Annotated in this window: 16 protein-coding genes and 1 tRNA gene; 9 read left to right on the top strand and 8 right to left on the bottom strand. The window is 70.3% G+C overall.

Annotation, left to right across the window (positions count from 1 at the left end; genetic code table 11):
* Window positions 1-278: 278 nt before the first annotated feature.
* The 6 genes from TSH58p_RS09305 to TSH58p_RS09280 all read left to right on the top strand — a co-directional run bounded on the left by TSH58p_RS09305 (window position 279) and on the right by TSH58p_RS09280 (window position 7,725).
* Window positions 279-656 (top strand): DUF952 domain-containing protein, encoded by a 378-nt coding sequence (locus TSH58p_RS09305; RefSeq protein ID WP_109071808.1) that lies wholly within the window; start codon window positions 279-281, stop codon window positions 654-656.
* Entirely contained in the window at window positions 653-1,726 is a 1,074-nt protein-coding gene (locus TSH58p_RS09300; protein ID WP_109071809.1) for a quinone-dependent dihydroorotate dehydrogenase, read from the top strand. The genes TSH58p_RS09305 and TSH58p_RS09300 overlap by 4 nt, the downstream gene beginning before the upstream one ends.
* A gap of 8 nt (window positions 1,727-1,734) precedes the next feature.
* Window positions 1,735-2,931, top strand: a complete 1,197-nt coding sequence (locus TSH58p_RS09295) for an EAL domain-containing protein (RefSeq protein WP_109071810.1) — start codon at window positions 1,735-1,737, stop codon at window positions 2,929-2,931.
* Window positions 2,932-3,082: 151 nt separating this feature from the next.
* The gene (thrS, locus tag TSH58p_RS09290; RefSeq protein ID WP_109071811.1) at window positions 3,083-5,047 is read left to right on the top strand and encodes a threonine--tRNA ligase; all 1,965 of its coding nucleotides are present in this window, start codon (window positions 3,083-3,085) and stop codon (window positions 5,045-5,047) included.
* An 84-nt stretch (window positions 5,048-5,131) separates the two neighbouring features.
* On the top strand, window positions 5,132-5,659 hold the full coding sequence (infC, locus tag TSH58p_RS09285; protein WP_035675720.1) for a translation initiation factor IF-3: 528 nt from the start codon (window positions 5,132-5,134) through the stop codon (window positions 5,657-5,659).
* Between the two features lie 224 nt (window positions 5,660-5,883).
* Window positions 5,884-7,725, top strand: a complete 1,842-nt coding sequence (locus tag TSH58p_RS09280; RefSeq protein WP_109071812.1) for a transglycosylase domain-containing protein — start codon at window positions 5,884-5,886, stop codon at window positions 7,723-7,725.
* Here the strand turns inward: TSH58p_RS09280 and TSH58p_RS09275 are convergent.
* A complete protein-coding gene (locus TSH58p_RS09275; RefSeq protein WP_109071813.1) occupies window positions 7,722-8,387 on the bottom strand; it encodes an SH3 domain-containing protein in 666 nt (221 codons plus the stop codon). The two genes, TSH58p_RS09280 and TSH58p_RS09275, sit on opposite strands and share 4 nt — an antisense overlap.
* Before the next feature lie 8 nt (window positions 8,388-8,395).
* Window positions 8,396-9,532, bottom strand: coding sequence for a hypothetical protein (locus tag TSH58p_RS09270; protein ID WP_109071814.1), 1,137 nt, complete (start codon window positions 9,530-9,532; stop codon window positions 8,396-8,398).
* A 110-nt stretch (window positions 9,533-9,642) separates the two neighbouring features.
* On the opposite strand from TSH58p_RS09270, the gene TSH58p_RS34420 reads away from it, so the two are divergent.
* The gene (locus TSH58p_RS34420) at window positions 9,643-10,122 is read left to right on the top strand and encodes a ribbon-helix-helix domain-containing protein (protein WP_371732436.1); all 480 of its coding nucleotides are present in this window, start codon (window positions 9,643-9,645) and stop codon (window positions 10,120-10,122) included.
* 25 nt (window positions 10,123-10,147) lie between these two features.
* Here TSH58p_RS34420 and TSH58p_RS09260 read toward each other — a convergent pair whose 3' ends face one another.
* Window positions 10,148-11,023: a TIGR01459 family HAD-type hydrolase gene (locus TSH58p_RS09260; RefSeq protein WP_109071816.1), complete on the bottom strand. Its 876-nt coding sequence runs from the start codon at window positions 11,021-11,023 to the stop codon at window positions 10,148-10,150.
* A 42-nt stretch (window positions 11,024-11,065) separates the two neighbouring features.
* Entirely contained in the window at window positions 11,066-12,307 is a 1,242-nt protein-coding gene (locus tag TSH58p_RS09255; RefSeq protein ID WP_109071817.1) for a glycosyltransferase family 4 protein, read from the bottom strand.
* 42 nt (window positions 12,308-12,349) lie between these two features.
* Here TSH58p_RS09255 and TSH58p_RS09250 point away from each other — a divergent pair, with 42 nt between their 5' ends.
* Together TSH58p_RS09250 and TSH58p_RS09245 are read left to right on the top strand one after the other, a co-directional pair.
* Window positions 12,350-13,153 (top strand): carboxylesterase, encoded by an 804-nt coding sequence (locus tag TSH58p_RS09250; RefSeq protein ID WP_109071818.1) that lies wholly within the window; start codon window positions 12,350-12,352, stop codon window positions 13,151-13,153.
* 117 nt (window positions 13,154-13,270) lie between these two features.
* Window positions 13,271-13,361, top strand: a tRNA-Ser gene (locus TSH58p_RS09245).
* A gap of 227 nt (window positions 13,362-13,588) precedes the next feature.
* Here the strand turns inward: TSH58p_RS09245 and TSH58p_RS09240 are convergent.
* Genes TSH58p_RS09240 through TSH58p_RS09225 form a run of 4 tightly spaced genes read right to left on the bottom strand, consistent with a single transcriptional unit; the run spans window position 13,589 to window position 17,866 of the window.
* Window positions 13,589-13,954 (bottom strand): ferredoxin family protein, encoded by a 366-nt coding sequence (locus TSH58p_RS09240; RefSeq protein ID WP_109071819.1) that lies wholly within the window; start codon window positions 13,952-13,954, stop codon window positions 13,589-13,591.
* Entirely contained in the window at window positions 13,951-15,543 is a 1,593-nt protein-coding gene (locus TSH58p_RS09235; protein ID WP_109469203.1) for an FAD-binding protein, read from the bottom strand. Before TSH58p_RS09235 ends, TSH58p_RS09240 begins: the two co-directional genes overlap by 4 nt.
* 14 nt (window positions 15,544-15,557) lie before the next feature.
* Window positions 15,558-16,613: an ABC transporter substrate-binding protein gene (locus TSH58p_RS09230; protein WP_109072390.1), complete on the bottom strand. Its 1,056-nt coding sequence runs from the start codon at window positions 16,611-16,613 to the stop codon at window positions 15,558-15,560.
* On the bottom strand, window positions 16,610-17,866 hold the full coding sequence (locus TSH58p_RS09225) for an MFS transporter (RefSeq protein WP_109072391.1): 1,257 nt from the start codon (window positions 17,864-17,866) through the stop codon (window positions 16,610-16,612). The genes TSH58p_RS09230 and TSH58p_RS09225 overlap by 4 nt, the downstream gene beginning before the upstream one ends.
* Window positions 17,867-17,870 lie beyond the last annotated feature (4 nt).

The following is a 17,870-nucleotide window of genomic DNA, read 5'->3' as shown; positions in this document are numbered from 1 at the left end:
AGCAATCCCGATGCCAATTCCGAAAAGTTGCCGCCGGCCGGGCGAATGCCTTGGGGAATCCTTGATTCTGCGGCTTTTCCGTGTGGTCGGCGGGGTGGGGCGCGGGAGGGTGGCGAATTTTCCTTCTGCAAAATGCCGGGGGATTCCCAAGGCCGCGTTTGCAAATTGCGAAGCAAACAGCGCAACGTCCCATTCTGAAGTTATCAATGTCCGGCTGGCCGTTCCGCTTTTGCCAAATCTGGCTTTGGCGGTCGGCTTTGCGGTAAGGTCGCCCCGCCATGACTGAACGGATCATCTTTCATATGTGCCGCGCCACGGAGTGGGAACAGGCGCTCGCCGCCGGGGCCTACCACGGCTCGTCGCAGGACGCGGCGGACGGCTTCATCCATTTCTCCACCGGCGCCCAGGTCGAGGAAAGCGCGGCCAAGCACCGGGCCGGGCAGGACGGGCTGGTCCTGCTGACGGTGGACGGCGCCGCGCTGGGCGACGCGCTCCGGTGGGAGCCGTCGCGCGGCGGCCAGCTTTTTCCGCATCTTTACGGCCCGCTGCCTCCCGCGGCGGTGCTGCGCGCCGATCCGCTGCCGCTGGGGCCGGACGGCCGCCACCTCTTTCCGGCGACCTTCAAGGACGCCGCCTTCAAGGACACCGCACCGTGATCGACCTGTTTCCCATCGTCGGCCCCGTCCTGCGCAGCTTCGATCCGGAGACGGCGCACGGGCTGACCATCAAGGCCCTGTCGAGCGGGCTGATGCCGCCGGTGCGGGAAAAGGACGATCCGATCCTGCGCAGCCGGGTGTTCGGCCTGGACTTCGCCAACCCGGTCGGCCTCGCCGCCGGCTTCGACAAGAACGCCGAGGTGGTGGACGCCATGCTGCGGCTGGGCTTCGGCTTCGTCGAGGCGGGCAGCGTCACCCCCCGGCCGCAGCCCGGCAACCCCAAGCCGCGCCTGTTCCGCGCGCCGGAGCAGGGGGCGGTCATCAACCGCCTGGGCTTCAACAACGAGGGGCTGGAGCCTTTCGCGCAGCGGCTGGAGCGGCGCCTGTCCGGCGGTCGCAAGGCGCCGGGAATCGTCGGGGCCAACCTGGGCAAGAACAAGGACACGGTGGAGGCCGCGGACGATTACGTCCTCGGCGTGACCCGGGTGGCGGCGCTGGTCGACTATCTGGTCGTCAACGTGTCCTCCCCCAACACGCCGGGCCTGCGCGCGCTCCAGGGGCGCGATCCGCTGCGCACCCTTCTGGGCCGCGTTCTCGACGCCCGGTCGGCCTGCAAGCTGGCCAAGGCGCCGCCCGTCCTGCTGAAGATCGCCCCCGACCTGACGGACGAGGACAAGTCCGACATCGCCGCGGTCGCGCTGGAGTCGGGCATCGACGGGCTGATCGTGTCCAACACCACCATCGCCCGGCCGGCGGAGATCCCGGAGCCGCTGCGCGCGGAGACCGGCGGCCTGTCCGGCAAGCCGCTGTTCGCGCCCTCGACCGCGGTCCTGCGCGAGATGTACGGGCTGACCGGCGGCAAACTGCCGCTGGTCGGGGTCGGCGGCATCGCGTCGGGCGCCGACGCCTACGCCAAGATCCGCGCCGGCGCCTCGCTGGTGCAGTTCTATTCCGCGCTGGTCTATGCCGGGCCGGCGCTGGTGCTGGCGATCCGCCGCGACCTCGCCGCCCTGCTGCGCCGCGACGGCTTCGCCTCGCTGAGTGACGCCGTGGGGGCGGATCACCGCTGAGCGGGCGCATGGCGGCCCTGGCGGACCTCCTGCATGGGCTGGCCGTCGCCACGGCCGCGGTCGCGGTGGCCGTCGGCCTGCCGGAGCTGCGGCCCGGCACCGACCCGGCGGTGGGCTGGATCGCCGGCGGGCTGGTCCTTCTGGCGGGCGTCGTCGTCGATCGGAACCGCCGGCAGGCCCGTCGGCAGCGTGAAACCCTGCGCCGCCTGGACCGCCTTCAGAAGAGCGTGGACGGGCTGGCCGAGCGGCTGGACCGGCGGATCGCCCCGGCGGAAGAGGCCGTCACCCACGAGACCGTCCTTCAGGAGGTCAAGCTCCTGCACACGCTGGTCGCCCGGCTCGCCGAGTCCCGGTCACCGGAGGAGCGCGAACCGCCGCCGGACGCCATGCCGGCGCCCCAGGCCCCGCGCTTTCCGGACTCGCGCTTTCCGGACTCGCGGCCCGCGGCCTTGGCCGAATCCCCGCCGATGGACGAGGCCGCCGTTCTGGAGGCGGTCCGCGACGCGCTGGCCGCCGACCGGATCGACATCCACCTCCAGCCCATCGTCAGCCTGCCCCAGCGCAAGCACCGCTTTTTCGAGGTGTTCTCGCGCGTGCGCGCCGCCGACGGGTCGCTGATCCTGCCCGACCGCTATCTGGAGATCGCGGAGCGCGCGGGGCTGATGGCCACCATCGACAATCTGCTTCTGGTCCGCTGCATCCAGCTGATCCGCGAGACGGAGCGGCGCCAGCACGCCATCGGCTTCTTCTGCAACATGTCCGCCGCCACGCTCAGCGACGCGGAGTTCATGCGGCAGTTCCTCGACCTGATGGTGCGGAACCAGTCGCTGGTGCCCAAGCTGGTCTTCGAGTTGAGCCAGCAGGAGCTGCGGGCGGGCGGGGCGGTGACGATGGGCATTCTGTCGCAGCTCGCCCGCATCGGCTTCCGCTTCTCCATGGATCGGGTGACCGACCTGGACATCGACGTGGACGCGCTGCTGCGCCACGAGATCCGCTACCTGAAGCTGGATTGCAGCCTGTTGCTCGACCCCGCCCTGGCCTCGAGCGTCGAGGATGTGCGCCGCCGTCTGGACGGCACCGGAATCGATCTCATCGCCGAGAAGATCGAGACGGAGGCGCAGCTCGACGCGATCCTGCGCAGCGGCATCGATTTCGGCCAGGGCTACCGGTTCGGCGAGCCGCGCCCGGCGCGCAAACCGTCATGAGATAATTTTGCCGTGAAATAATTTTGCAAGAAAATTCGCCGTTCGGGCGGCGGATTCAGGCCGGAAATGCCTGCGGCGCCCTTGACAGAAAGCCCGCCCGCATTAGAGATTTCGCCTCCCGGCATCCGCCGGGTGCGATGCAAACAGTCAAATGGTGACTTCGGTGACGTCCAACATCGCCATCACGCTGCCCGATGGCAGCGTGCGGGAGTTCGACCGGCCGGTGACGGGGCTTGAGATTGCCCAGTCCATCGGGCCGCGCCTTGCCAAGGATGCGCTTGCCGTCAAGCTCGACGGCGAGGTGAAGGACCTCACCACCACCGTCACCACCAACGCCAAGATCGAGATCGTCACGCGCAGTCATCCCGACGCGCTCGAGGTCATCCGTCACGACGCCGCCCACGTCCTCGCCGACGCCGTGCAGAAGCTCTATCCGGGCACGCAGGTGACCATCGGTCCGGCGATCGCCAACGGCTTCTATTACGACTTCGCGCGCGAGGAGCCCTTCACGCCCGACGATCTGCAGAAGATCGAGGCGAAGATGCGCGAGATCGTCGCCAAGGACGTTCCCATCGTGCGCGAGGTCTGGACCCGCGACGATGCGGTCGCCTACTTCAAGAAGCTCGGCGAGCATTACAAGGCCGAGCTGATCGAGGCGATCCCGGCGGACCAGGACATCAGCATCTACCGCCAGGACGACTGGCTGGACCTGTGCCGCGGCCCGCACGCCCCGACCACGGGCAAGGTCGGCAACGGCTTCAAGCTGATGAAGGTGGCCGGCGCCTACTGGCGCGGCGACAGCCGCAACCCGATGCTCCAGCGCATCTACGGCACCGCCTGGCGCGACGAGAAGGAGCTGAAGGCCTACCTGCACCAGTTGGAGGAGGCGGAGAAGCGCGACCACCGCCGGCTGGGCAAGGAGCTGGACCTGTTCCACGTGCAGGAGGAGGCCGTCGGCTCGGTCTTCTGGCACCCGAAGGGCTGGACGCTGTTCCGCACGCTGGAGACCTACATCCGCACCAAGCTGAGCCAGGCGGACTATGTCGAGGTGAAGACGCCGCAGCTGATCGACAGCTCGCTGTTCAAGGCGTCGGGCCACTGGGACATGTATGGCGACAACATGTTCAAGGTCTCGGCGGACGACGGCGAGAAGATGCTCGGCATCAAGCCGATGAACTGTCCGGGCCATGTGCAGATCTTCAAGCACGGGCTGCGTTCCTACCGCGACCTGCCGATCCGCATGGCGGAGTTCGGAGCCTGCCACCGCAACGAGCCGTCGGGCGCGCTGCACGGCATCCTGCGCGTGCGCGCCTTCACCCAGGACGACGCCCACATCTTCTGCACGGAAGATCAGGTGGCGAGCGAGGCGGCGGAGTATTTCAAGCTGCAGCTCGGCGTGTACCGGGATCTGGGCTTCGACAAGATCGCGGTGAAGCTGGCGCTGCGCCCCGACGTGCGCACCGGCTCCGACGATCTGTGGGACCGGGCGGAAGGCGCTCTGCGCCAGGCGCTCGACGCCGCCGGGCTGGAGTATGAGGACCTGCCGGGCGAGGGCGCCTTCTACGGCCCGAAGGTGGAATTCCATCTGACCGACGCCATCGGGCGCACCTGGCAGTGCGGCACGCTCCAGTACGACCCGAACCTTCCCGAGCGGCTCGACGCCTCCTACATCGGCGAGGACGGCGCCCGCCATCGTCCGGTGATGCTGCACCGGGCCATCCTGGGCTCGCTGGAACGCTTCATCGGCATGCTGATCGAGCATTACGCCGGCAAGTTCCCGATGTGGCTCGCCCCGGTCCAGGCGGTGGTCTGCACCATCACCAACGAGGCCGACGGCTACGGGCAGGAGGTCGTCAGCCTGCTCAAGCGCCATGGCATCCGCGCCGAACTCGACACCCGGAACGAGAAGATCAACCTGAAGGTCCGTGAACACAGCCTTCAGAAGGTTCCCGTCCTGGTGGTCGTGGGCAAGCGCGAGGCGGAGGAGCGGACGGTCGCTCTCCGTACCCTCGGTGGTAAGGATCAGGAAGTTCTTGCCCTCGACGCCGCGCTCAATAAACTGAGTGAGGAGGCGAGGTCCCCCGCGGGCGCCGCCGCTTTCGATTCGCCGTTTTAACCGACCGCACCGTTTGGGCGGGCTTCCCTCCGGGAGGTCGCGCCCCGGTGGGTTTCCAGTCATGGAGAAGCGTCCATAGCCAGGATACCGTCCGAAGCCGCTCCGACCCGCGATGGACCGCGGGTGAACCGGGAGATCACGGCTCGCTCGATCCGTCTCGTCGGTGCCGACGGCGAGATGGTGGGCGTCGTTTCGCTGCGCGATGCGCTGCTGGCCGCTGAGGATGCAGGCCTCGACCTCGTCGAGATCGCTCCGCAAGCGGAACCGCCTGTCTGCAAGATCCTCGACTATGGCAAGTACAAGTACGAGGCGCAGAAGAAGGCCGCCGAAGCGCGCAAGAAGCAGAAGATCATCGAGGTGAAGGAGATCAAGCTCCGACCCAACATCGATGACAACGACTACGACGTGAAGATGCGCTCGGCCCGCCGCTTCCTTGAGGAAGGCGACAAGGTCAAGGTGACCATGCGCTTCCGCGGGCGTGAGATGGCGCACCAGGATCTTGGCATGAACGTGCTGGTCCGCGTGCGCGACGAGCTGGATGAACTGGCGAAGGTCGAGCAGATGCCCAAGCTCGAAGGCCGCCAGATGGTCATGGTCCTCGCGCCGAGGTGATCCTTCGGCGCGACGGCACGACCGCCGTCCGCAGAGCACACGCGTCCCCCAAAAAGGCCCGCCGGTTCCGGCGGGCTTTTTTGTTGCGCGGCGCCGCCTTCGTTACGCGGCGCCTTCGTTAAGCAGCGGCGCCGTTCCGCCGGTCCGCAATTCCGGGGTAGCGGCATTGCGGAAGCGGGGCGGTGCGCCGACGTGAGGCTCATTCCGCCTCCAACATCCGGCCTATGCCCCGACCATCCCTGTTCCGCCGCGCCGCCCTGGCTCTGACGCTCGCGCTGCCGCTGCTGTCCGGCCTGTCCGCCCCGCCTCCGGCCCGGGCGATGGACCTGTTCGGGGACGAGTTCCGCACCGTCGACGACGTGCTGGCGTACAACCGCGGCCATGGCGTGCGCTTCCTCGACCGGCAGGGGCGCTTCATCGGCTCGATCGGCGAGACGTACGGCGACACGCTGACCTTGGAGAAGCTGCCGAAGCACCTGATCCAGGCGCTGATCGCCAAGGAGGACCGGCGCTATCTGGAGCATGACGGCATCGACTTCCAGGGTCTGGCCCGCGCGCTGGCCGTGGCGGTGACCTCCGGCCGCTTCAGCCAGGGCGGCAGCACGCTGACCCAGCAGACGATGAAGCTGATCTTCCTCAACCGCTACAACCGCTGGTCCCGCAAGGCGTACGAGCTGTACAGCGCCAGCGATTTCGAGGAAAAGCTCGGCAAGAAGAACGTCCTGTACCTGTACCTCAACCGCGCCTATTTCGGCTTCGGCGCGTACGGGGTGGACGCCGCGGCCCGCGTCTTCTTCGGCAAGCCGGCGGGCAAGCTGTCGCTGAAGGAGTCGGCGATGCTCATCGGTTCGCTGCCCGCCCCCTCCCGCCTGAACCCCTTCGCCGACCTGGAGAAGGCGGAGGCCAAGGCCGCCCTGGTGCTCGACGCCATGGCCGACGCGGGCTTCATCACCGAGCGCACGGCGGAGCAGACCAAGCGCCAGCGCCCCATGCTGGCCGCGGCCAACAAGGCGGCGGTCCTGTCCACCGGCCATTTCCGCGAGACGGCCAAGGCCCGCTTCGACCGCTTCGCCGCCGACCGCTACGGCGGCGACCGCCCGGGACCGACCTTCACCGCGCGCACCACGCTCGACCGCGATCTCCAGGCGGCCGCCCTGCGCAGCGTGGAGACCACCCTGAAGCGCCACGCCAAGAGCCTGGGCGACGCGGAGGTCGCCCTGGTCGCGCTGGACGGCGACGGGGCGATCCTGGCGATGATCGGCGGGCGCGACGCGGCGGCCCGGCGCGACCATTTCAACCGCGCGCTCCAGGCCCGCCGCCAGCCCGGCTCGGCCTTCAAGCTGTTCGTCTTCCTGGCGGCGCTGGAGCGCGGGCTGACCCCGGACTCCCGCGTCGACGGTTCGCGCATGGAATTCACCGACGGGCGGGCCATCCGCAATTTCGACAACCGCTACCCGCCGTCGGTGACGCTGGCCGACGCCTTCGCCCATTCCACCAACACGGCCTCGGCCCGGCTGACCCGCGGCCATGCGGAGGAGGTCGCCGCCGCCGCCCGCCGTCTCGGCGTCGAGTCGCCGCTGGAGCCCGATCTCGGCCTCGCGCTCGGGGTCAGCGAGGTGTCGTTGCTGGAGATCACCCAGGCCTACGCGGCGGTCGCCAACGGCGGCAGCAAGGTCGACGGCCATCTGTTCCAGCGCATCGGCGATCCCGCCGGACGGACGATCTACAGCTACACCCCGCGGACAGCGGACCGGGTGATCGACCCGCAGACCGCCGCCACCCTGAAAGCGATGCTGGCCGAGGTGATGCGGGACGGCACCGGCAGGACGGCCCGTCTGCCGGCGGCGCTCGCCAAGCGGGGCGCGGGCGGCAAGACCGGCACCACCAACGATTACCGGGACGCCTGGTTCATCGGCTTCGCCGACGGCGTGGCCGGGCGCGGCCTGACGGTGGGGGTGTGGGTCGGCAACGACGGCAACACGCCGATGAAGGGGGTGACCGGCGGCTCCGTCCCGGCGGAAATCTGGCGCCGCTTCATGGTCGAGGCGTCCCGGCTGAAAGGCTAGCGGCCCTTCGCTCCGGCGAGCAGGGACGCCCCGACGAAGCCCAGCGCCCGCCCGTTCCGCCCGACCTCGTACCAGGACCCGAAGGCGGCCATCACGGTGACCGTTTCGCCCTTTTCCAGGACGTCCGCCACCTTGGCGTCGCAGAAGGGGGCGACGCGCAGGTTCGCGGCGGCGCGGACGCGCACCCGCGTCCCCACGGCGATGGCCGGGCGGCGCGCTTCGGCGCTGCGCTCCTCCGTGATGTGGCCGGGCAGCGCGCAGCCGCGGTCCTCTTTCGGGGCCTTGGCGTAGCCGCCCTTGAAGCGGTTGGCCGGCGGGCTTTCCGCGACCGCCGCGGGGGCCGTCGGGCTGGCTGGTTTGCGGGCGGGCAAGGGGGCGGGGACGGTATCGGCAGCCGCCGGCACCGGCGGCTCCACCCGCGGGGTCGCGGCGGTGGCCGGCTCCGCTGCCAACGTTGACGCGGGTGCTGCCAGCGCCGGCAGCGGCAGCAACGGCGCCACGGCCTGCGGCGCCGCCTTGCCCGCCGCTCCCAGCGGAGTCAGCCGGGGCAGAACGGCGGTCGGCGGCGGGCGCGGCGTGACGGTCGGTTCGGCCTCGTCGGCTTGCGCCGAAGGGGCGTCGAGCAGCAGCAGGCCAAGGAGGGGAAGGGCAAGCCGGCGCATCCGCCGCCTCAGTCCACGATGACGCGGGCGATGAGCGCGGGCAGGGTCTGGCAGCGGAACAGCCCATCCAAGGTCTGCTGCTCGGTCAGGCGCAGCGACAGGGCGCAGCCGTAGGCGTTCACCGTCAGGGTGGTCTGCGCCAGCGTGCCGATGGCGGCGGAAGGCTTGGCGATGCTGTAGCCGGGGGCGCCCAGCCGTCCGGCGAGCGCGCCGTTGACCGGGTTGACGGAATCGATCTCCAGCGTCAGCGGACCCAGATTGTTCAGCACCGTTTCGGAATGCGGGTCCTCCTTCGTCGCGTAGAGCTGCACCGGCACCGCCTTGCGGCGGGCGATCCAATCCTTCAACGCCAGAGTCCCCAGCACCGGATCGCGGCTCTGCAGCGCCGCCTCCAGGGCGATCTGGCGCAGCGCCGGGTCGTTGCCGCCCAGCGCCGCCTCGTAGGCGGCGATCCGCGCCGGGCGGTCGGCCCCGAGAATCCGGGCGCGCAGATCGGCGATCCGCGTCGCGCGGGCCTCCTCCTGCCGCCGTTCGGCGGCGGCGCGCTCCTCCTCGGCCCTGGTCGCGGCGGCCTGCCGGGCGAGCAGATCCTCCTCGCGGCGGCGGCGGGCGTCCTCCTCGGCGCCGCGGGCCTCGGCGTCGCGGGCGATCTGGTCGCGCAGGCGGTTGGCCTCGGCGGAGCCGGCCAGCACCGGGCGGCCGGGAAGCTCCTCCAGCGGTTGGCCGATGCCCTCCAGCACCTCCGGGTTGCGCAGTTCGATGCGGGCGCTCCAGCCGTTGGGACCGAGCGTGGCGAGCGCGGTGGCGGTGAGGGTCTTTTCCAGCCCGGCCTCGGCGACGGGGCGGATGAAGGTCACGGCGCCGTCACGGCTGTCCACCGCGTAGGTCGGCTTGGCGAGCCGCAGTCTGGCTCCGATTCGGACGGCGGTGCGCGATTCGGTGGATTTCGCGGCGGCCTTCCCGTCGGGCGCCGGGGCGGGAATCGGGTCCGCCGTCACCTCCTCGACGGTCCAGAGGGGCGGGACGAGGCGCGACACCTCGGCGCGGATGCGGTCGATGGGCAGGTCGGACGCGCGGGCCGGCAGGACGGGCGCCAGCCCGGCCATCAGCGTCACCGCGATTCCCAACGCCGCCGGTCGCACCATCGCTCGTTCTCCACCGGAAATGACCACTACAGCTTGTGCCGGTCCGTCCAGGCACTGGTACAGCGAAGCCGCCCGCGAAGGGAAGCGGCTTTTGCCCGTGCCGGGCGCGCATGACGGCTGGAACGGGGAGCCGCCGTGCGGGATCGCGACCCCCGGTCGAAATTGGCTTTGTGCCCACACGCCCCTTGCAATATCATCATACAAGTGAATGTATATTCGCCGGAAACGCGAGCGCCTTTCCGCAACGGCAGGGGACCAAGGGCAACGATATGGCGGGCAGACAGGGGAACAAGGAAGGGCCGGTCCTGGTCTGTCGCAATGTCAAGGTTTCCGGTCGACGAACCAGTCTTCGGATGGAGCCCTACATTTGGGACTCCTTGAAGGAAATCTGTGAGCGTGAAGGGCTGACGCTGAACGACATCTGCACGCAGATCGATCAAAGGCGCGGGGAAGCGAATTTGACCGCTTCCATCCGTGTCTTCATCGTCAGCTATTTCCGCAACGCCATCGGAATCCGCGGCTTCTCGGAAGACGGGCCGTCCAGCATTCTGCGCAAGGCCATGGACGACGCCATCCCGCCCTTCGACTGAACGGAGGGGCGGGACGCCCGCCATCCTACCAGCGCAGGCTGGGGAGGCCGTAGGTCGGCTGGTGACCGGATGCCGCGGCGGCGGCGGCCAGCGTCGCCGGGTCGACGGCCTCGCCCCAGGCGCTGCCCAGCTCTTCCCGATGGATGCCGAAGGTGACCAGCGCCACGTCGATCCCGGCGGCGTTGGCCCCGGCCACGTCGGTGCGCAGGCTGTCGCCCACCGCCAGGATGCGCCGCTTGTCCTTGATCCCCATCAGCGACAGGCAGCGGTCGTAGACCGGGGCGTGCGGCTTGCCGTGCCAGAACACGTCACCGCCCAGATCCTCGTAGCGCTGGGCCAGGGTGCCGGCGCAGATGACCATCTGCTCGCCGACCATCACGATCAGGTCGGGGTTGGCGCAGACCATCGGCAGGTTGCGGCGGCGGCAGGCCTGCAGCGCCGGCTCATAGACCGACAGCGACTCCCCGAAATCCACGATGCCGGTGTTCACGACGAAATCGGCCTCGTCCGGCGACGCCGCGAGCGTGTAGTCCAGCCCCTCGTACACGTCCATGTCGCGGTCCGGACCGATGTGGTAGAGGCGCCGGCCCAGCGCGGCGTGCCACGGGTCGTCGCGGTCGCGCAGCGCGTCGTAGGCGGCCTCGCCCGAGGTCATGACATGGTGGTAGCGCTCGCGCCCGATGCCCATGCCCTCCAGCTTCGCGATGACGCCGCCGGTGCGGCGCGGCGCGTTGGACAGCAGGCAGATCACCTTGCCCGCCGCGCGCAGCCGGTCCAGGCACTCCGGCACGCCCGGATAGGGCTGTTCCCCGTCGTGCAGGACGCCCCACAGGTCGAGGATGACCCCGTCGTAACGGTCGATGACGGAGGCGATGCCGGAAAGCTGGACGATGTCGGTCATGATGTCCGGAGGTGTGACGGGCGGGAAGGAAAGGGCGGTGGCTCAGCGGCCTTGCTGGGCGCGTTTGGGCTCGGCGAGAAGCTCCGCATAGACGGCCAGCGTGTCGGCGCACATGCGCTGCTTGGTGTAGCGCTCGGCGACGAAGGCGCGGGCGCGGGCGCCGATGGCGTCGCGCTGCTCCGTCGTCAGGGACAGCGCCTCGTCCAGCGCCTTGGCCAGCGCGTCGGGATCGGCGGGCGGCACCACCCAGGCGGTCTCGCCGGGAATCACCGTCTCCTGATAGGCGCCGATGGCGGAGACGATCACCGGGCGGCCCATGGCCTGGGCCTCGACGATCACCCGCCCGAAGGCCTCCGGCTCCTGCGAGGCGGAGACGACGACGGTGGAGAGCCGGTAGGCGGCGGCCATGTCGTTGCAGTGGTCGGTCATCGTCACCACGCCCTCCAGCCCGGCGCGGCGCACCTGCTCCTCCAGCTCCTGCCGGTAGCCGGTGCGGCCCTGGTCGGACCCGACGAGCAGCGCGCAGACGTCCTTGCGCCCCAGCTTCGCCAGCGCGTCGATCAGCACCGTCTGGCCCTTCCAGCGGGTCAGGCGGCCGGGCAGCAGGATCACCGGCTTGTCGTCGGGCAGCCGCCATTTCCGGGCGAGCTGGATCATCCGGGCGGAGCTGACCCGTTCCGGTGCGAAGGACAGCGGGTCGATGCCGCGGTGGATGGTGCGGATGACCGCCGGATCGACCGCGTAATTCTCCAGGATGTGGCGGCGGATGAAGCCGGAGATGGCGATGATCCGCTCGCCCCGCGCCATCACCGAATTGTACCAGCGCTTCAGCCCGTTCTTGTAATTGTACGGGGCGTGGAAGGTGGTCATGTAGCGCGCGCCGGTCGCCTGGCAGGCCAGCCAGGCGCTCCAGGCCGGAGCGCGGGAGCGGGCGTGCACGATGTCCACGCCGTTCTCCCGGATGATCGCCTCCAGCTTGCGCGCGTTGCGGCGGATGACCAGGGGGTTCTTGGAGGCCAGAGGCAGGGTGATGTGGCGGATGCCGGCGCGGTCCAGCTCCGCCGCCATCGGCCCGCCTTCGGACGCCACCAGCGGCAGCGCCCCGGCCTGGGCCAGCGCCAGCGCCACGTCGATGCAGCCGCGCTCGGCCCCGCCGGTGACCAGCGCCGGCAGCACCTGGAGAACGACGGGCCGGCGGCCGGCGGCCGCGAAGGCGCCCTTCGCGAAGGTGTCGGCCGGGTTGCGCGGGTCCTCGCCGGTGCTAAGCTGGGATTCGACGTCCATAGTCACAGATTCCTAAAGTCCTGGCCCACAGAGGTGTCCGATATGACCGAACCCGCAGCCGGCCCCGTCCCGTCGCCGGGCGGCGCGCACCATAGCCTGAAGCGCGGCGCCGCGACCATAGCCTATCGTCACACCCCCGGGCGCGACCCGGAGGGGCTGGCGCCCGGCGTGATGTTCCTCGGCGGCTTCATGTCGGACATGGCCGGCACCAAGGCGCTGGCCCTGGAGGCCTGGGCGGTGGGCGAGGGGCTGTCCTTCACCCGCTTCGACTATCAGGGTCATGGCGCCTCCAGCGGGCGGTTTGACGAGGGGACGATCGGGTTGTGGGCCGACGACGCGCTGGCCGTGCTGGACCGCGTCACGGTGGGGCCGCAGATCCTTGTCGGCTCCTCCATGGGCGGCTGGATGATGCTGCTGACCGCGCTGCGCCGTCCGGAGCGGGTGGCGGGGCTGGTCGGCATCGCCGCCGCCCCGGACTTCACCGAGGACCTGATGTGGGACCTCTTCGACGAGTCCGTCCGCCGCGAGATTCTGGAGACGGGCCGCTGGCTGCGCCCGTCCGACTACGGCCCGGAACCGCAGCCGATCACCCGCGCCCTGATCGAGGACGGGCGCAACCATCTGCTGCTGCGCCAGCCCATCGCCTTCGACAAGCCGGTGCGCCTGCTGCACGGCATGGCCGACCCCGACGTGCCCTGGCAGGTCAGCCTGACCCTGGCCGACCGGCTGAGCAGCGCGGACGTGCGGGTGACGCTGGTGAAGGACGGCGACCACCGCCTGTCGCGCGACCAGGACATCGACCTGCTGTGCCGCACGGTGGCCGATCTGGTCCACGGTCTCGGCTGAGATGAGGGCTTCGATCCGCCTCGCGGATCATCCAGAAGGCGGTGCAAGATTTTTCCGAAAAAGTGATTTCAGGGGCTTGCGCACCGCCGTCGGGCTGGATATAAACGCGGCCTCTGCGGAGGGGTGGCCGAGTGGTCGAAGGCGCACGCCTGGAAAGTGTGTATACCCCAAAAGGGTATCGAGGGTTCGAATCCCTCTCCCTCCGCCACGAATTCAGCCCAAGCAATTTTGCTTGGGCTTTTTCGTTTCTGGCGCGCGCATCCCCCACACTTTGCGGCGGATTGGCGCTGCTGTTGGCGGACGTATGAAAGAACGCTGCGGGTCCTCTGTTGATTGAGCTGATCCCCGTTTCCCGGACAGATTTGCGGCTGGGATAAGCTTGGTTCCGGTTCGTGTTATGCCGCCACTCTGATCCGGTTGGGTCCGCCCACGGTATCAGATGCCGGAGCGTTTCCAGATTTCACCGAACGGTTCGGTGAAGGCTTCGTGCATGCGGTAGGACAGGTCCGTCTCCGTGCCGCCGGGGCGGCCCCGTGCCCAGCCCAACTCGCGTCGGTAGCTGCCGATCAGGCCGGCGGCGATCAGCGCGGCGGCGTCCACCGTCGGGTCGGGCGCCGTGCGCGGCGAGACGTAGAGCGCGTCCACCGGGCAGAACAGCTCGCACAGATAGCAGGTCTGGCAATCCTCCTTGTGGGCGATGACGGGTTCCCCCGCCGCGTCGGTGCGCAGAACGTCGTCGGGGCAGACCTTGGCGCAGGTGCCGCAGGCGATGCAGCGCTCGGACAGGATGAGCTCGATCATGCGGCGACCGCCTCCTCGTGCGGGTCGGCGCGGCGGACCCAGACCCGGTCGAGGCCGCCGCTGAGAAGATGATGGTGCTGGGCGGGGTCGAGGCCGGGGAAATCCGCCCGCCGGTGCAGACCGCGCGTTTCGGTGCGCTGCCCGGCGCTGGCCAGAATCCAGCGGGCGGTGGCGACCAGCGCCGCCGCCTCTCGCGCGCGGACGACGTCGCGTGGCGTGGCCCCGGCGGGCGGTGCCAGCCCGTCGCGCGCGGCCTCCCACAGCCCGTCCAGACGCTCCAGCGCCGCCGCGATGCCGGCGCCGGTCCGCCGGTAGTTGCGGTCGAGCGGCAGGATCTCCTGCTGCACGGCGCGGGTGACCGCTTCCGCCGTCCGTTCCGGATCGGGCTTCGCGGCGGGCCGCAGCCCGGCGCCGCCGATCGGCTGGACGGGCCGTCCGGCAAGCCCCGCCGCTCCCGCAGCGAACTGGCGGGCGAAGGCGGTCGCCGCCTGCCCGGCCCAGGTGCCGGATGCGATGCACCACGCCACCGCCGGGCCGCCGCCGCTCATCGCCGCTCCGGTCAGCTTCTCCCGCGTGGTGGCGTCGCCGACGGCGTAGAGGCCGGGGACGGAGGTGGCGCAGCGCTCGTCCACGTCCAGCCCGCCGGCCGCGCGCACCGTGCCTTCGTACAGCAGCCGGACGGGGTAGCGGTCCTTGAAGGGGTTGCCGCCCAGCCGGTGGAAATAGACGAAGATGTTCGGCTGGCCCTTGCGGTAGCCGTCTTCCAGATAGGGGTCGGCCCGGTCGAGCACCGCATGGACGCTCCGCCCGGCGGCCAGCGCGTCGGGCACGGCGGGATGCGGGATGGGGGTGCCGTCGGCGTCGCTGAAACTGCCGCTGAAATAGATGATCCCCTTGGTCAGCCCGCCCTCCGCCGGGGCGAGCGCCCACTGGCCGGAGAACTCCATGCCGGAGAAGCGCGCCCCGGCCTCGGCGGCTAGAAGATAGCCGTCGCCGGTCAGGTTGTGCGTGCCGACCACGCCGGAGCGGAAGGCGCAGCCTCCCGTGGCGACGACCACCGCCCCGGCGCGCACCTCCCAGCGGTCGCCGGTCCGACGGGTGATCCCGGCGGCCCCGGCGGCCACGCCGTCGGCGGTCAGCAGTTCCAGCGCCGGGCTGTGGTCGAGGATGCGCACCCCCTCCGCCAGCAGGCGCTTGCGCAGGAAGATCATGTAGTCGGGTCCGCGCAGATTGCCGCGGAAGGTCTTGCCCGTCTCGTTGCGCGGCCAGGGATAGCCCCAGCGGGTCATCAGCTCGGTGTTGACGGTGGTCTCGTCGTAGACGCGGCGGACGAAGTCGCGGACGATGAACCCCTTGGCGGGGGCGACGCGGTGATCGACCATGCCGTCGTTCTGGAGGCGGTCGCCGGGCACCGTGTAGAACAGCGTCGTGTTGGCGGGCGGCGTGGCGCCCGAGGTGCCGACATAGCCTTTTTCGGCCAGCACGACGCTGGCCCCGGCACGGCGCGCCGCCAGCGCGGCCCAGCAGCCGGCGGGGCCGCCGCCGATCACCAGGACATCGGCGGTCAGATGGAGGGTGGATTCGCTCATGGCACGTGTTCTCCTCAACCGCGCGGCTTGGGCGAGCCGTCGGCGGCGCGCTCCGTCCAGAAAGCCTCCAGGCCGAGATCGCGCAGGGCGGCGTTCAGATAGGACGGATCGACCCAGCTCTTGAGGTCCACGTCCGCGCGGATCAGCCTCTGCTGCTTGGCGAACTCGATGCCGGCGGCGAAGCGGGCCAGGGTGAAGTCGTCGAGCAGCGGGTTGATCTGTTCCTTCACGGGGGAGCCGGCGTAATCCTCCCGCAGGGCGCTCAACGGAATGCCGGACTTGCCCCAGACCTGGAGCGCTTCCTCCCGGTTCTCCTCCAGACCGGCCCAGTGGGCGGCCTTGACAAAGCCGCGCACGACCTTCGCCGTGGCGCCCGGATAAGCCTTCTCGAAGGCGTCGTGCACCAGAACGCCGCCGAAGGTCTGGACGGTGGGGCCGCCGGTCTTGGTGCTGGCGATCACCTTGACCACGCCCTGGTCGCGCAGCCCCAGCAGGAAGCTGGCGCCGAAGGCGGCGTCCACCGCGCCGCTCTGCAGCGCGGCGAGCTGGTCGGCGTTCTTCAGCTCGACGATGGAGACGTCCTTCTCCGACAGGCCGTTGGCCTCCAGTGTCTTCAGCAGGACGAAATGGATGATCGTGGCCTTCTGCACGGCGACCCTGCGGCCCTTCAGATCCTGGATCGAGGTGATCGGCAGGTCGCTGCGCGCGACGGCAAAGACCGTGGTGCGGTCGCCGGACAGCAGGATCTTCGTCGGCAGGCCGCCCGCCTTGCCGATGATGTTCGGCAGCCCGCCATACACCGCGAAGTCGACCTGGCGGTTGGACAGCGCCTCGTTGATGGCCGGGCCGGTGGCGTGGAAGTAGGTCCATTCCAGCTTGGTCGGGGTGTCCTTGAACTCCGCCTCGACGAAGCCCTTGCTGTGGGCGGCGCCGACCAGGCCGGTGCCGAAGGGCTGGCCGGGGCCGAAGCCGACCGAGCCGAAGCGGATGACCGCGGGCGCCTCCTCGGCAATGGCCGGCGCGGCGGCGAGAAGGGCCAGGGTGGCGGCGAGGGCGCGGAGCAATCTCATGCGGTGGTTTCCTCGGAAAGGGGGGAAAGGTTGTGCGTGCCGGCGGCGAATGCCGCGGCGGCGATGGCCATGAGGGCTGCGTTGACGAACAGGCCGGCGGCCTCCCCGCCGCCGAAGGCGGTGCCCGAGACGGCGACGGCGAAGCCGGCGACCAGCGGACCGGCGACGAAGCCGACGTCGCCCGCCGTGCGCAGCAGGCCGAGCGTCGGGCCGAGCCGCCCGGCGGGCGCGCAGCCAGCGGCGAAGGCGGAGGAGGCCGGTCCCCCCAGCCCCAGCGCGAGGCCGAGCACAACCAGCGCCGCCCAGAACAGCGGAACCGTCGGGCAGGCGGCGATCAGCCCCAGGGCCACCGCGACCGACGCGGCCGACGCCACGATCAGGCCCCGCCGCGGCAAACGGTCGGCCAGCCAGCCGGCCAGCGGCGTGGTGACCAGCGTCACCCCCGCCGACAGGGTCAGGGCCAGCCCGATGGCATCGGGCGCCATGCCGAAGCGGTGGGCCGCCACCAGCGGGATCAACTGCCATTGCGCCGCCGTGCGGGTGAAGAAGACCCCGAAGGTGACCAGCAGGACGGGGGCGTACCCCCGTTGCCTCAGCAGGTCGCCGACACCGCCGCGTTCCGGCGGGCGGGTGTCGGCGTCGGCTGGCCGGCGCGTTTCCGGAATGGCCAGGAAGGCGAACAGGGCGGCGAGGCCGCTGACCGCGGCGAAGCCCCAGAAGGGAGCGGTGTAGCCCCAGCGCTCGGCCAGCTGCCCGCCCAGCGCCGGGCCGATGGAGGCGCCGGTCAGCAGCGCCGTCTGGTACGCCCCCATGCGCCGGCCCCGGCTGCGGCTGTCGCCGAGGTCGGCGATGGCGACCATCGCCCCGGTCATGTAGAGGCCGGACCCCACCCCCTGGACGAAGCGCCAGAGCAGCAGGGCGGCGAAATCCTCCGCCAGCGCGGCGGCGACGGAGGCGCCCCCCAGGACCAACGGCCCGCCCCACAGCAGGGCGCGGCGCCCGTAACGGTCGGCCAGGATGCCGGCCGGCAGGTTGACGAACAGCCGCGCCACCCCGAAGACGGTGATGACGAGGCCGATCAGCGCCGGCCCGACCCCGAAGGACTGGGCGTAGAGCGACAGCACCGGGATCACCATGCCCATGCCGCACATGACGAACAGCACGATGACCAGCATGGGCGCGATGACGCGCCATTCGGCGGCCCGGGCAGAGGGGAGGGCAGAGGGGAGGGCAGCGGGGTGGGCGGAGTTCATCCGG

Source organism: Azospirillum sp. TSH58 (genome assembly GCF_003119115.1).
Classification (GTDB): Bacteria; Pseudomonadota; Alphaproteobacteria; order Azospirillales; family Azospirillaceae; genus Azospirillum.
The sequence above is the reverse complement of the archived record's forward strand: the minus strand, read 5'-3'. Positions and strand labels throughout refer to the sequence as shown.

Excerpts from the sequence above, each read along its gene's own strand:
- TSH58p_RS09305 (WP_109071808.1), top strand. The coding sequence starts at position 279 with ATGACTGAACGGATCATCTTTCATATGTGCCGCGCCACGGAGTGGGAA.
- TSH58p_RS09295 (WP_109071810.1), top strand. The coding sequence starts at position 1,735 with ATGGCGGCCCTGGCGGACCTCCTGCATGGGCTGGCCGTCGCCACGGCC.
- thrS (WP_109071811.1), top strand. The coding sequence starts at position 3,083 with ATGGTGACTTCGGTGACGTCCAACATCGCCATCACGCTGCCCGATGGC.
- TSH58p_RS09280 (WP_109071812.1), top strand. The coding sequence starts at position 5,884 with ATGCCCCGACCATCCCTGTTCCGCCGCGCCGCCCTGGCTCTGACGCTC.
- TSH58p_RS09275 (WP_109071813.1), bottom strand. The coding sequence starts at position 8,387 with ATGCGCCGGCTTGCCCTTCCCCTCCTTGGCCTGCTGCTGCTCGACGCC.
- TSH58p_RS09270 (WP_109071814.1), bottom strand. The coding sequence starts at position 9,532 with ATGGTGCGACCGGCGGCGTTGGGAATCGCGGTGACGCTGATGGCCGGG.
- TSH58p_RS34420 (WP_371732436.1), top strand. The coding sequence starts at position 9,643 with ATGACGGCTGGAACGGGGAGCCGCCGTGCGGGATCGCGACCCCCGGTC.
- TSH58p_RS09260 (WP_109071816.1), bottom strand. The coding sequence starts at position 11,023 with ATGACCGACATCGTCCAGCTTTCCGGCATCGCCTCCGTCATCGACCGT.
- TSH58p_RS09255 (WP_109071817.1), bottom strand. The coding sequence starts at position 12,307 with ATGGACGTCGAATCCCAGCTTAGCACCGGCGAGGACCCGCGCAACCCG.
- TSH58p_RS09250 (WP_109071818.1), top strand. The coding sequence starts at position 12,350 with ATGACCGAACCCGCAGCCGGCCCCGTCCCGTCGCCGGGCGGCGCGCAC.
- TSH58p_RS09240 (WP_109071819.1), bottom strand. The coding sequence starts at position 13,954 with ATGATCGAGCTCATCCTGTCCGAGCGCTGCATCGCCTGCGGCACCTGC.
- TSH58p_RS09235 (WP_109469203.1), bottom strand. The coding sequence starts at position 15,543 with ATGAGCGAATCCACCCTCCATCTGACCGCCGATGTCCTGGTGATCGGC.
- TSH58p_RS09230 (WP_109072390.1), bottom strand. The coding sequence starts at position 16,613 with ATGAGATTGCTCCGCGCCCTCGCCGCCACCCTGGCCCTTCTCGCCGCC.
- TSH58p_RS09225 (WP_109072391.1), bottom strand. The coding sequence starts at position 17,866 with ATGAACTCCGCCCACCCCGCTGCCCTCCCCTCTGCCCTCCCCTCTGCC.